At 47.5% G+C, this 14,535-nt stretch carries 9 protein-coding genes and 2 tRNA genes; 3 read left to right on the top strand and 8 right to left on the bottom strand.

Going from position 1 to position 14,535, the window contains the following annotated elements; translation table 11 throughout:
• Positions 1-3: 3 nt before the first annotated feature.
• Positions 4-939, top strand: coding sequence for a prolyl aminopeptidase (pip, locus tag BM261_RS05225; RefSeq protein WP_074895888.1), 936 nt, complete (start codon positions 4-6; stop codon positions 937-939).
• A 159-nt stretch (positions 940-1,098) separates the two neighbouring features.
• A complete protein-coding gene (locus BM261_RS05220) occupies positions 1,099-2,313 on the top strand; it encodes a pyridoxal phosphate-dependent aminotransferase (RefSeq protein WP_074895886.1) in 1,215 nt (404 codons plus the stop codon).
• Positions 2,314-2,392: 79 nt separating this feature from the next.
• Here the strand turns inward: BM261_RS05220 and cysI are convergent, their stop codons facing one another.
• The gene (gene cysI / locus BM261_RS05215) at positions 2,393-4,162 is read right to left on the bottom strand and encodes an assimilatory sulfite reductase (NADPH) hemoprotein subunit (protein ID WP_074895883.1); all 1,770 of its coding nucleotides are present in this window, start codon (positions 4,160-4,162) and stop codon (positions 2,393-2,395) included.
• 215 nt (positions 4,163-4,377) lie between these two features.
• Here cysI and secA point away from each other — a divergent pair, with 215 nt between their 5' ends.
• The gene (secA, locus tag BM261_RS05210) at positions 4,378-7,143 is read left to right on the top strand and encodes a preprotein translocase subunit SecA (protein ID WP_074895880.1); all 2,766 of its coding nucleotides are present in this window, start codon (positions 4,378-4,380) and stop codon (positions 7,141-7,143) included.
• A gap of 327 nt (positions 7,144-7,470) precedes the next feature.
• Here the strand turns inward: secA and BM261_RS05205 are convergent, their stop codons facing one another.
• From BM261_RS05205 to BM261_RS05175, 7 genes are all read right to left on the bottom strand, one after another.
• On the bottom strand, positions 7,471-8,703 hold the full coding sequence (locus tag BM261_RS05205; RefSeq protein ID WP_074895877.1) for an HlyD family type I secretion periplasmic adaptor subunit: 1,233 nt from the start codon (positions 8,701-8,703) through the stop codon (positions 7,471-7,473).
• 103 nt (positions 8,704-8,806) lie between these two features.
• Positions 8,807-10,954, bottom strand: coding sequence for a type I secretion system permease/ATPase (locus BM261_RS05200; RefSeq protein WP_074895875.1), 2,148 nt, complete (start codon positions 10,952-10,954; stop codon positions 8,807-8,809).
• Between the two features lie 65 nt (positions 10,955-11,019).
• A complete protein-coding gene (locus tag BM261_RS05195) occupies positions 11,020-12,306 on the bottom strand; it encodes a TolC family protein (protein WP_074895873.1) in 1,287 nt (428 codons plus the stop codon).
• A 220-nt stretch (positions 12,307-12,526) separates the two neighbouring features.
• Entirely contained in the window at positions 12,527-13,099 is a 573-nt protein-coding gene (locus tag BM261_RS05190; RefSeq protein WP_049250299.1) for a 50S ribosomal protein L25/general stress protein Ctc, read from the bottom strand.
• Positions 13,100-13,188: 89 nt separating this feature from the next.
• The gene (locus BM261_RS05185; RefSeq protein WP_107992932.1) at positions 13,189-14,175 is read right to left on the bottom strand and encodes a ribose-phosphate pyrophosphokinase; all 987 of its coding nucleotides are present in this window, start codon (positions 14,173-14,175) and stop codon (positions 13,189-13,191) included.
• Positions 14,176-14,359: 184 nt separating this feature from the next.
• Positions 14,360-14,436 (bottom strand) — tRNA-Gln (locus BM261_RS05180).
• 14 nt (positions 14,437-14,450) lie between these two features.
• Positions 14,451-14,527, bottom strand: a tRNA-Gln gene (locus BM261_RS05175).
• Positions 14,528-14,535 lie beyond the last annotated feature (8 nt).

Raw genomic sequence — 14,535 nt, 5'->3', positions numbered from 1 at the left:
ACCATGCATCCGATTCGAGAACCCGTCCGCAGCGGCCTGCTGCAGGTATCCGCCATCCATCAAATCTACTGGGAAGAAAGCGGCAACCCCGACGGCATCCCCGTCATCTTCCTGCACGGCGGCCCCGGCGCGGGCGCATCGCCTGCCTGCCGCGGATTTTTCAACCCCGAAAAATACCGCATCGTCATCATCGACCAGCGCGGCTGCGGCCGTTCCCTGCCCTACGCCGAAACCCGCGAAAACACGACTTGGGATTTGGTGGCCGACATTGAAAAAGTACGCGAAATGCTGGGCATCGAAAGCTGGCTGGTATTCGGCGGCTCTTGGGGCAGCACCCTCTCGCTGACCTACGCCGAAACCCATCCCGAACGCGTGCGCGGGTTGATTCTGCGCGGCATCTTCCTCTGCCGCCAAATCGAAATCGACTGGTTGAGCGAAGCCGGCGGCGTAAGCATGGTTTACCCCGAACAATGGCAACGCTATCTGGCCGCCATACCGCCGGAAAAACACGGCGCGCTGGTGCAAGCCTATTACGAACTGCTCCAATCGCCCGATCCCGCCGTCCACCTGCCGGCCGCCAAAGCCTGGGCAGACTGGGAAAGCTGGCTGATTCAGTTCGAACCCAAGCCTGTGGACGAAGACGCACAGGCTTCCTTGGCCATCGCGCGGCTGGAGAACCATTATTTCGTCCACCAAGGCTGGCTGCAGGGCGACAAAGCCATCTTGGCCAACGCCCACAAAATCCGCCATATCCCCACCGTCATCGTACAAGGCCGCTACGACCTCTGCACCCCCACCCGCAGCGCATGGGATTTGAAGCAGGCACTGCCGCAGGCCGATTTGCGGATTATCCAGGGCGGACACTCCTCCTTCGAACCCGCCCTGTCGGCCGCGCTGGTGCAGGCGGCGGATGAATTTGCCGAACGCCTGGCAAAATAAGCCCGCCCCTCAACCTCAAGGCAACAGGCCGTCTGAAAACCGCACAACCGTTTTTCAGACGGCCTTCCGTTTGGCCGCCCGGTTGCAAAATCCCTTTGAATTCCGCCGTCAAACAGAGTACATTCACGCTTTGCCCGCAAATCTTCACGGAACACAACAATGGATAAATTCAGCAAATCCGCCAAACTCGACCATGTCTGTTACGACATCCGCGGCCCCGTACACAAAAAAGCCCTTCAACTTGAAGAAGAAGGCCACAAAATCCTCAAACTCAACATCGGCAACCCCGCCCCGTTCGGCTTCGAAGCACCCGACGAAATCTTGGTGGACGTTATCCGCAACCTGCCGACCTCGCAAGGCTACTGCGACTCCAAAGGGCTGTATTCCGCCCGCAAGGCCATCGTCCACTACTACCAAACCAAAGGCCTGCGCGACATCACGGTAAACGATGTTTACATCGGCAACGGCGTATCCGAGCTGATTACCATGTCCATGCAGGCACTTTTGAACGACGGCGACGAAATCCTGATTCCCGCGCCCGACTATCCGCTGTGGACGGCTGCCGCTACCTTGGCGGGCGGCACGGTACGCCATTATCTGTGCGACGAGGAAAACGGCTGGTTCCCCGACCTTGCCGACATGGAAGCCAAAATCACGCCCAAAACCAAAGCCATCGTCGTCATCAACCCCAACAACCCCACCGGCGCGGTGTACAGCAAAGAAATCCTGCTCGAAATCGCCGAGTTGGCGCGCAAACACGGCCTGATTATCTTCGCCGACGAAATCTACGACAAAATCCTCTACGACGGCGCGGTACACCACCACATCGCCGCCCTCGCCTCCGACCTGCTGACCATCACCTTCAACGGCCTCTCCAAAGCCTACCGCGTGGCCGGATTCCGCCAAGGCTGGATGGTGCTCAACGGCCCGAAACACCACGCGCAAGGCTATATCGAAGGCCTCGACATGCTCGCCTCCATGCGCCTGTGCGCCACCACGCCGATGCAGCATGCGATTCAGACGGCCTTAGGCGGTTATCAAAGCATTAACGAGCTGATCCTGCCCGGCGGCCGCCTGCTCGAACAGCGCAACAAAGCCTACGAACTGATCTCCCAAATCCCCGGTATTTCCTGCGTCAAACCGATGGGCGCGATGTATATGTTCCCGAAAATCAACACCGAAATGTACAACATCCATGACGACATGAAATTCGTCTACGACCTTTTGGTGCAGGAAAAAGTATTGCTGGTGCACGGCACGGGCTTCAACTGGGTCAAACCCGACCACTTCCGCATCGTCACGCTGGCCTACAGCCACCAAATCGAAGAAGCCATCGGCAAACTGGAACGTTTCCTGAAACATTACCGCCAATAAGGCGCAACACCAAGAGGCCGTCTGAAAGCATTTGCAGCTTTCAGACGGCCTCTTTTTATTCAGGCAGTTTCAACCCGGTTTATGCCGACCAAAAATCGCGCGGCGCATCCAACACGGGTTTCACCATGCCGGTGCGCACGGCAAAATCGCCGAAACCCTCATCTTTCAGACGGCCTTTCGCCCACGCGCCTATCCAATCGTCCAAAATCTGCAGGATTTCCGGCTCGGTAATATTTTCCTTAAACAAACGCGGAATGCGCGTACCTTCGCGGTTGCCGCCCGCATACAGGTTGTAGCGGCCAACCGCCTTGCCCACCAGCCCGACTTCCGACAGCATGGTGCGGCCGCAGCCGTTCGGGCAGCCGTTTACACGCAACACAATGTGTTCTTCCGACAGACCATGTTTCGCCATCAGGCCGTCCACATGATCGATAAACGCCGGTAGGAAGCGTTCGGCTTCGGCCATGGCCAGCGGGCAGGTCGGCAGCGCGACGCAGGCCATGCTGTTTTCGCGCTGGCGGGTAACGCCGTCGCTAATCAGCCCGTATTCGCGGGCAAGGGCTTCGATTTTGGCCTTGTCGCGGACGGAAACGCCGGCCACAATCAGGTTTTGGTTGGCGGTCAGGCGGAAATCGCCCTTGTGGATTTTGGCGATTTCGCGCATACCCGTTTTCAGCGGGCGGTTCGGCGTATCGGTGATGCGGCCGTTTTCAACAAACAGCGTCAGATGCCATTTTTTATCTTCGCCCTGCACCCAGCCGATGCGGTCGCCGCGCGTAGTGAATTCATAAGGACGTATCGGCCGGAACTTCGCCCCCATGCGGTTTTCCACTTCTTCGACAAACACATCCAGGCCGACGCGCTCGATGGTGTAGCGGGTTTTGGCGTTTTTGCGGTCGCTGCGGTTGCCCCAGTCGCGCTGTACGGAAACCACGGCGGCGGCGCAATCCAATACTTTGTCCAAACCGATAAAGCCGAATTCACGGGCGGTGTTGGGGTAGGTTTTGTGGTTGCCGTGTTCGATGGACAAGCCGCCACCGACCAGCACGTTGAATCCGGCCAGCCTGCCGTTTTCTTCGATGGCGACAAAGTTCAAATCGTTGGCGTGCAAATCGACGTCGTTGTGCGGCGGGATGACAACCGTGGTTTTGAATTTGCGCGGCAGGTAGTTTCCGCCCAAAACGGGTTCGGCCGCGTCGCCGCTTTTCACAGCTTCGGGCAGCGGGGCGTTGCCGGTGTTTTCGGTGGATTCGACTTTTTCGCCGTCCAGCCAGATTTCGGCATAGGCGCGGGTTTTCGGCAGCAGGTGCTCGCTGATTTTCTTCGCCCATTCGTGCGCTTCTTTGTGCAGCCCGCTTTCAATCGGGTTGCTGGTGCATAAGACGTTGCGGTTTACGTCGCCCGCCGTGGCAATGGTGTCCAATCCCAGCTTGTTCAACCATTGGTGCACGGCTTTGATGTCGGGTTTGAGCACGCCGTGGTATTGGAAGGTTTGGCGGTTGGTCAGGCGGATGGAGTTGTAGAGGGTGTGGCTACCGGCAAACTCGTCTATGCCCAGCCACTGCTTGGGCGTAATCACGCCGCCGGGCAGACGGCAGCGTATCATGACGTTTTTTAGGCCTTCCAATTTTTGCTCGTTGCGTTCGGCGCGAATGTCGCGGTTGTCCTGTTCGTACATGCCGTGAAAGCGGATAAGTTGGAAGTTGTCGCCGTTGAAGCCGCCTGTCAGGCCATCGTTCAGGTCTTCGGCAATCGTGCCGCGCAGATGGCGGCTTTGGCCTTTGAGCCTTTCGTTGTCGGCAAGCGGAGTATCGGGAAGTTTGGCGCGCGGGTCGGCTGTGGTACTCATGGCATTCCTTGGAATTTTGCTTGTTCGGGATGCCGCCACTGTAATCAGGCCGTCTGAAAAAAGGAAAGAATGCTTGTTTGTAAGCAAAGACGAGTTGGTTATAAAAAGGCCGTCTGAAAAATATGATTCCTGCCGCACTTATTGCTTTCAGACGGCCTGTGTTAGAATACGCCGTTATCGCTTGCAAAAAGCCCCTATTAGGTTCAGGAATCAATATGCTCACTCAATTAGCTAAAAAAGTATTCGGCAGCCGCAATGACCGGCTGTTGAAACAATATCGAAAAACAGTAGAGAAAATCAATGCGTTGGAAGCCGAAATGCAGGCTTTGGACGATGCCGCGCTACAGGCCAAAACAGCCGAATTCAAACAGCGCATCGCCGACGGAGCCGATTTGGACAGCATTCTGCCGGAAGCGTTTGCCGTCTGCCGCGAAGCATCCAAACGCGTTTTGGGTATGCGCCACTTCGATGTCCAGCTGATCGGCGGCATGGTGCTGCACTATGGCAAAATCGCAGAAATGCGTACCGGTGAGGGAAAAACGCTGGTTGCCACCCTGCCCGTATACCTCAATGCCCTGTCCGGCGACGGCGTACACGTCGTTACCGTCAACGACTACCTTGCCCAACGTGATGCGGCCACGATGGAGCCGTTGTATAACTTCCTCGGCCTGCAAGTAGGCGTGATTATCAGCGATCTTGAGCCTTTCCACCGTCAGAATGCGTATGCTGCCGATATTACCTACGGCACAAACAATGAATTCGGCTTCGATTACCTGCGCGACAATATGGTTGCCGACCAATACGACAAAGTGCAGCGGGAGTTGAACTTTGCCGTAGTGGACGAAGTGGACTCCATTTTGATTGACGAAGCCCGTACGCCTTTGATTATTTCCGGCCAGGCAGATGACAACGTCCAACTTTACCAAATAATGAATCAAGTGCCGCCCCAATTGTTCCGTCAAGAAAGCGAAGAAGGCGAAGGCGATTATTGGGTGGACGAAAAAAACCACAATGTCATCTTAAGCGAAGCCGGACACGAACATGCAGAAGAAATTCTGACTAAAATGGGTCTGCTGCAAGAAGGCGATTCGCTTTATTCCGTCAGCAATATTTCCCTGATGCACCATTTGATGGCCTCACTGCGGGCTCACACCCTCTTCCATAAAGATCAGCATTATGTGATTCAAGACGGCGAAATCGTAATTGTCGATGAGTTTACCGGCAGGCTGATGTCCGGCCGCCGTTGGTCTGACGGTCTCCATCAGGCAGTAGAAGCAAAAGAAGGCGTTGAAATCAAACGTGAAAACCAAACATTGGCTTCAATCACCTTCCAAAACTATTTCCGCCTCTATAAAAAACTGTCCGGCATGACCGGCACGGCCGATACGGAAGCATTTGAATTCCAAAGCATCTACAACCTCGAAACCGTTATCATCCCGACCAACCGCCCGATACAACGTAAAGATTTCAACGATCAGATTTTCCGCTCGGCCGAAGAAAAATACGAGGCTGTGGTTAAAGATATTGCAGAATGCTACAAACGCGGCCAACCGGTTTTAGTGGGTACGACCAGCATCGAAAATTCAGAATTGGTTTCCCATTTGCTGAATCAGCAAGGCATCCCCCACAATGTCTTGAACGCAAAAGAGCACCAACGCGAAGCCCTCATTGTGGCCCAAGCCGGTAAAGTCGGCGCGATTACCGTTGCCACCAATATGGCCGGACGCGGTACCGACATCGTACTTGGAGGTAACGTCAAACATCAGGCAGATGCCATCCGTGCCGATGAAAACCTGAGCGAGGAAGAAAAAGCAGCACGTATCGCCGAACTGGAAAACGGCTGGCAGGAAGAGCACGACAAAGTCATGGAGGCAGGCGGTCTGCATATCATAGGTACAGAGCGTCACGAAAGCCGCCGTATTGATAACCAGCTGCGCGGACGTGCCGGTCGTCAGGGAGACCCTGGTTCCAGCCGTTTCTACCTTTCATTCGAAGATCCTCTGTTGCGCCTGTTCGCCCTAGATCGTGCTGCCGCCATCCTCAATCGTTTGGCGCCGGAACGCGGTGTAGCTATTGAGGCTGGCATGTTGACCCGCCAAATCGAAGGCGCACAACGAAAAGTAGAAGGCCGAAACTTCGATATGCGCAAACAAGTGTTGGAATATGATGATGTTGCCAATGACCAGCGCAAAGTAATCTATTTCCAACGCAACGACATTCTCTCTAACCCAAATATCAGCAATCTGGCGAAAGAATTCCGGCGTGAAACCATCTATGCCTTAGTAGACAACTACATGCCAGCAGACAGCATGGAAGAACAATGGGACTTGCCCGCACTGGAGGCGCAATTAGCCGGTGACTTCCGTTTAAATGTCGATATTCAAGGTTGGCTGAAAGAAGACAACACTCTTGATAACCAAGACATTAAAGAACGTTTATTGGCGCAAGTAGAACAGGAATATGCTGAAAAAACCGAATTGGTGGGCGATATAAACATGCAGGGATTCGAACGCAACGTAATGCTGCAAGTGATCGATACACAATGGCGCGAACATCTCTCCGCTATGGATTACCTGCGCCAAGGTATCCACTTGCGCGGCTATGCCCAAAAGAATCCCAAACAGGAATACAAGCGCGAAGCATTTGAAATGTTCCAAAACTTATGGAGCAATATCAAGCATCAAATTGCCTCTCTGCTGATTTCGGTACAAATACAGATGAACGAAAATGTTGTGGAAGAAAGTGAGCCTGAGAATTTGGATAATCTTAATACTCATGCCTTCCAGGCTGATGCACCGAATATGGAAGAAATCCTGTCACAATCTCAGAGTGAACTGGTATCTGAAGCCTTCGATCCAAATGATGATGAAAACTATACCCCAGAGGCATTAACTGCACGCGGCTTAATTGTTCATCGTAATGACCCCTGTCCCTGTGGCAGTGGCTTGAGATATAAACAATGCCACGGAAAATTGGCTTAATATAGAACTGTATAAAATAAAAAACCGATAGAGAAAAATCATCTCTATCGGTTTTTTATTCAAACTGTAAGCTAGCAACCTTATCAAAGTTACCTCCACGATTGTCAAAGTTTGCCTACCAATCTTCAGAAGTACTCTGCGGGCCAATTAACTCTTTCATCGTATTAAATCAGGTTCTTGGCAGATACTATAAGTCTAACTAGAAAATATTTAACAAAAAAGGAGTACTCCTAACCCAACCAGGAAAACTCCCTTCTTTTGTAAGATAACTGAATTTTTCTAATTGTTCTTAGCTATCTTAAAATCATTTCTAAAATAGATTCAGTTTTATCGTTCACGCAAAGCCTGTTTTAATCTCGTAATCGGCTTGATCAGATATTGAAAGACTGTTTTTTCACCTGTTTTCACATCCACTGTTGCCACCATACCGGGAATAATCGGTAGCTCCTTACCATTCTTATCACGTAATGTATTACCTTCAGTTTGTACTAACATACGATAATATACTTGATTTTGATCTAATTTCAGCTGATCCGTTGCACGATTTTGATTGCTTAAAGTATCCGGACTAATCAATGTCACCTTGCCATCTAAACCGCCATAAATTGCATAATCATATGCACTAATTTTGACCACTGCCGGCAACCCCGGCCTAATAAAAGCGACATCCCTAGGGTTAATATAAGCCTCAACTAACAACTTATCATCCAAGGGGACAATAGTCATAATTTCCTGCCCTGCAGTGACTACACCTCCAACCGTATTAATCTTGATATCTTTCACAATTCCGCGCATTGGTGCTTTAACTTCTGATCGTTCTACCGGATCTGCACGCATTGCCATATTTTCTTTTGCTTGGGCAAGTTCTGATTCAACCCTTACCAACTCCTCATTGGCTTTAGCTGCATAATCATTTTTACGTTGGCTAATTTGTTGAGCCAAATCACTTGATTCACGCTGCATCCTTAATAATTCAACTTCAGAGACCACTCCATGTTTAACCATGGGAGCAGTGATTCGAATTTCTTGATCCAATGCAGCCTTACTCTGTCCCAGTCCGGCAACTGCATCAGTCATTGCACGGCGGCGTGCTTCATAAGCAGCTCGTTCGCGTTGTTGTAAATCTTTGCTGATTCCCGCAGGAAAAACAATGGCTGTACCATAAGATTCTGCTTTTAATCGTGCCAACATCGCTTCCAGATTGGCAACTTTGGCTTCACTTTCCCTTAAAATAGCAGAACTGCGCGTATCATCCAGCTTTAGCAAAACCTCGTCTTTTTCTACGATATCACCTTCCTGTACCCGCATTTCTGCAATTGTTCCAGGATCGAGGCTTTGAATCACTTGTTCACGACTACTTGGAATAATACTTCCCTGTCCCCGAGTTACCTCTTCTAATGGACTGTTATAAGCCCAAATGACGAATACAACCAGAAAGGCAAATAACAGCATGATGACCCAAAACTGTCCATGATGCTTTTCTTTTTGCAAGGCTGCATTCAAATCATTTACCAATTGCAAATCATCTTTTCTAATCGTTTCCCTACTGTTCTTACTCATATGGTCATACCTAACATATCATGAGGCCGTCTGAAAATAAGATAATAACTTTCAGATTGTATCAATAATTGATTATTTTTTAGCTATTTACGTGAAGGATAAGCTACACTATGTTGCGCTTCACATCCGTTCCCCGTTCATTTTGCATCAATCGCTGTAATACCAAATCTCTAGGCCCGTCCATGACTACTTTGCCTTCATCCATAACAATGATACGGTTTACAATCTGCAAAACTTGAGGCCTATGGGTAACAACAAGCAGGGTTTTATCCTGCGCCCACTGCGAAATTGCTTGCAACGACATCCGTTCCGTCGCCTGATCAAGCCCCGTAGTTGGCTCATCCAGCAATACAATCCTCGGATTACGTAATGTCATACGTGCTAACGCAATAATCTGTTTTTGACCACCAGACAAACCTAAACCATCTTCACCCAACGGCATATCCAATCCTTTAGGGTGGCTACGGATAATTTTGTCCAAGCCAAAACGTTGCAATGCTTCCAATAATTCCTGATCAGAAGAATAGCCGTCTGAACGAGCCAAATCCATATTTTCACGCAAGGTACCTAAAAACAAACGTGGGGACTGGCTTAATAATAAGATTTGACTACGAAGAAAATTTGGATCTATTTGGCGCATATCGATGTTGTCCAACATGACATTACCAGTACTGCCATCATATAACCCGCTTGCGAGTTTCAGCATTGTACTTTTACCACTACCGATACGACCTAAAATACCTATCTTTTCTCCCGCACGAATCTGCAAATTCAAATTGCTAACTGCCGGCTTACCGTCCTCTTGATATTGAAAACAGGTATTCTCGAAAGTAATATTGCCCTGAATATTAGAAGGAGAAATATATTTCCGTTCTGGCACACGCTCAATAGGCCGTTCAATAATGTTATTTAATCCTTCCAACGCCAATTTTGCTTGCTGGAAACGGGTTGCTAGGCCGGCAACTTGTGCCAATGGAGATAAAGCACGACCTGATAAAATGACTGCCGCAATCAAAGCACCCATAGTAATCCGTTCTGCTGTATTCTCATTATGAATCAGATACGTACCAAATAGGACTAAAAAAACAGTATTCAGCTGCTGCATCGCCACAGAAAAATTAATCATGAAATTGGCAGTATCTTTAACCTTGATTGATGATGCCGAAGTTTTTGCAGTATATGCATCCCAACGTTGTTGAGCCCATCCAGTAGCATTGTTGGTTTTCAATGTTTCAATGCCTTCCAAGGCTTCTACTGCAAGCCCTTGCCTCTGGGAAGACTCCTTCATCGACTCATTAATATAACGGGATAGCGGCCTTTGAACAATAAACCCAACAATAATTACAATAGGTATGATGATAGCCGGCACAATTGCCAACTTACCGCCAACGATAAAAATGACGGTTATAAATAATAATAAAAAAGGTAAATCTACTAAAACCAGCAAACTGGCACTAGTCATAAATTCACGAACTGACTCAAATTCACGCAAATTATTGGCATATGAACCTGCAGAAGCAGGACGATCTGCCAACCGTAGCGCCATCATACGACGAAAAATTGCAGAACTGATGATTAAATCAGCCTTCTTGCCCGCTATATCAGTTAAATGCCCCCGTATCATTTTGGCTAAAAACTCAAACAAAATTGCCAGCATGACACCGATACTCAAAACCCATAGGGTTTCATATGCCTGATTGGGAATAACGCGGTCATAGACATTCATCACGTATAAAGAACTAACCAACGCTAAGAAATTGATAATGAATGTTGCCAAAATAACTTGATAATAATATCCCTTAAACCGCCAAATAACCTTCCAAAACCATGATTTTGGCAAATGATATTCAGGCAAATCAGACCGATTATCAGCCGCTACTTTGGGCTTAATAAACCAACAATATCCCAAATACAACGAAACAAGCTCGTCATGAGACAATTGCTGTTCCAAGCCATCTATCTGACGAAGGAAATAAATACGATTACGCCCAACCCCCTCTATCCGAACAACAACCGCAGCCTCTTCGTTATGCAACATCAAAACCAACGGAACCGCCAATGAAGGAATATCCTGCAAATCACGTTTTGATAAGGTATTCTCAAAACCATGACTGCGCAATACTTCTCCTAAAGATTGAAAATTGATATTTAATTTCCTATCTCTAACCACTTCTGCAGACAATGCTGCTTCAGAAACTGGGGCACCCAAAATACGAGTTGTCAGGGCAATATGTTCTATAATCGATTTCATCTTATTTTACTTATGGCTAAATTATATTTTTCAGACGGCCAACAAATAATAGTATGCGACCTCATTTATTTGGCAGAATTCATATCTTGAGAATTAGTTATCCCTGCCCAGCGTGCGATTTGCGACTGTGAAACCAAATATTCTAATGCCGCATCGCGAAAATCATTACGGGCAGTAATATTCTCCTGTTCAATTCTTGATAATTCAATATACGAATTCAAAACATCAGTTAAAGTACGGCGTGCTACCTTAAATTGCAGTTCATAAGCTTTTACTACTTCTTTTTGTGCAACAATATGCTCCGCGCTAATATTTACCTGCCTTTCACTTTGCGCCATATCAATTTCAGCTGTTCTGGCACGCTCGCCCACCTCACGCAGAATTTGATCCAACTTAGCATCAGCTGCTGTCAACGTATGTTTATTTTTATTTACCGTATGACGAGATGCTTCATCGAATAGATTCCATTGCAAGTTTAAATACACTTGTTTGGATTTATTGCTCATATAGCCTTCGAGATTCAGTGCAGGGAGACGTGAAGCCTTCGACACGTCTAACTCATAACGTGTACTTTCCCGCTCTGCTTTTTGCGCCAAATAGGTCGGATTATTTCCGTTATCTTCCTGACGAAAGCGATTAATTAAACTGGTGGTAGAATCCGCACTAAAAGGATCTTGTAAATCCTCAGGTTTGATAGGTTCCGGAGTGTATTTTGACAGCTCGCTCAGTGCTAATTCCATAGTACGGCGTAATTGGATAATGGTAGTTTGAACCTGTAACTGCCTAGATCGGGCCTCGATTAATTCTGAACGTCGTCCTGAATCATATTGAACCACTACACCTAAATCATTCAACAACTTGTTATGGCGGTTAAGGCTCTGCTCATTTATTAGTAAAGACTCTTTCGCACGCAATGCCCGCAAATAAAGCTTTCCTATTGTTTTACCTAATTCTTCTTGCGTTTCGTAATATTTGTAATCGTAATAAATCTCTTTTTGCTTATCACGTTTCACACCTGCTTCGATACCACCCCAAGCATATAAATTAAGCGAACCTTTTACACCGAGCCCATTGCTTAAATCATCATCAGAATCATCATTTTTTTGCAATAATGTTTGTGTCCCCGTAACAGAAATGACGGGATAATGGCCCGCACGAGTAGCTTTTGTAGCGCTCCCTGCAGCTGATTTATTAGCCTGAGCCTCCAGCAATAAAGGGTCATTCAAAAGTGACTGTCGCAAAATATCCCGCAGCTCTTTTGCGGCAATTGACTGAGATGCTGATAACAATACAATAGCTAGAAATATCGCTTCTTGTATTGTATCTTTAACTGCTTTCCGAAACTTTTGCATATTAACTCAATGTTATTATCCGCTAAATTTAAGAAGTAAATAGTAACTATTGTACAATTATTATTTTAGTATAGTAGCATTATTATGGCTATTCCTGTTATCAATAAGGATAAATGGTTAAGATAATTACTCAGAAGTAAATCAATTTATTGTAATCGCTGAATATAGAAAAATCCCGCTTATTGAAAACGGGATTTCCTGAATAACAACTAATATCCGCTTAGCCTTTTTTACCAGTTACCGTAGCAACAGCTAAGTTTGAATTACGTTTCAATGCTACACTGCTCACACCTTCAGGATACTGAATATCAGACAGATGGAGGATATCACCTGCTACGACTTGTGCACAATCCAACTCCAAAGCGGCAGGGATATTTTTAGGATCAACAATTACTTCTACACCTGTAGTTAGCAGAGACACTCGGCCGCTTTGCAACTTCACTGCTTTAGATTGTTCTGCATTAACCACATGAATAGGCAAACGAATCTTTAAAGGTTTATTTAAATCAACTACTTGAAGATCAAGATGTTGAATTTGCTGACGGAATGGATGAACTTGGAAATCACGCACAATCACATCATGAGTTTTACCGTTCAATGCCAATTTAATCAAACTAGTATGGAAAGATTCTTTTTCCAAAGCATAGAACACGGTTTTATGATCCAAAGCAATCGCAACTGCTTCCTGATCCTCACCGTACAATACAGCAGGAACTTGACCTTCGCGACGCAGGCGGCGGCTCGCACCAGTGCCTTGGGCTTCGCGAACGGTAGCTTGTAATTCATAAGACATAATTAAATCCTTTTAGGTAAAAAATTAAACCGCCTTACACCGCGACCAGTTTCAGACGGCGTTGATTCAGGCCCGGTATTCCAACAGGCCTACGGCAGTAACATACCACCGTTTGTCAGCACATCTTCGTTAAAAAGATATGAGACAGATTCTTCATTACTAATACGGCGCACTGTCTCTGCCAGCAGACCTGCAATAGATACTTGGCGGATACGAACGCAATTCTGTGCAGCCTCTGATAAAGGAATTGTATCGGTAACAACAACTTGATCAATATCAGATGAGGCTATACGGGAAACTGCCTCTCCAGAAAAAACCGGATGGGTTGCATATGCCAAGACACGGGAAGCACCACGCTCTTTCAAAGCAGAGGCCGCCTTACACAAAGTATTAGCCGTATCAATCATGTCGTCTACAATCAGGCAGGTCCTATCCTGGATTTCACCGATTACATTCATCACTTCCGCCACATTGGCTTTAGGGCGGCGTTTATCAATAATGGCTAAATCGGCATTTAGGGCTTTTGCCATGGCTCGGGCGCGTACGACACCGCCAATATCCGGGCTGACTACCGTTAAATTTTCTATTTGCTGACGCTGCACATCATTCAGCAAAATCGGCGTTGCATAAATGTTATCAACAGGGATATCAAAGAAGCCTTGAATCTGATCCGCATGCAAATCAACAGTTAAAACCCTGTCAATTCCTGCGGAATACAACATATTGGCTACTAATTTTGCAGAAATCGGTACGCGAGCCGAACGCGGCCGACGATCCTGACGTGCATAACCAAAGTAAGGAATGGCGGCTGTAATACGCCCTGCCGAAGCACGCTTCAAGGCATCGGCCATTGCCAAAATTTCCATTAAATTATCATTGGTTGGCGCACAAGTAGGCTGCAGAATAAAAACATCGCGGCCTCGCACATTTTCCAACAGCTCAATGGCAACCTCGCCGTCTGAAAATTTACTGACTGATGCATTGCCGATTGAAATATCGAGATGTTTTACCACATTGGCCGCCAACTTCGGGTTGGCATTACCGGTAAAAACCATCAAACTGTCGTATGCTGCCATATCTTCCTCACATGGAATGGGTTTATTTGCGTCATATTTAGGAAACATCGCGGGGCTTCCTTGGTTGCTTGGCGTTCTCAGACGGCATTATACGCATGTGCCGAAATCCAGCCAAACAAAAAATAACACAAGTATTCTGCAGACGGATAAATAAAAGCGTGCGATAAAATCACACGCTTTTATTTGGCTGGGGATGTAGGACTCGAACCTACGCATGCCGGATTCAGAATCCGGTGCCTTAACCAACTTGGCGAATCCCCAAAGTTCAGTTGTATTGGCTGGGGATGTAGGATTCGAACCTACGAATGCCGGAATCAAAATCCGGTGCCTTAACCAACTTGGCGAATCCCCAACTCTTCA

Origin of the sequence: Neisseria elongata subsp. elongata (genome assembly GCF_900113545.1) — a bacterium.
GTDB lineage: Bacteria > Pseudomonadota > Gammaproteobacteria > Burkholderiales > Neisseriaceae > Neisseria > Neisseria elongata.
The sequence above is the reverse complement of the archived record's forward strand: the minus strand, read 5'-3'. Positions and strand labels throughout refer to the sequence as shown.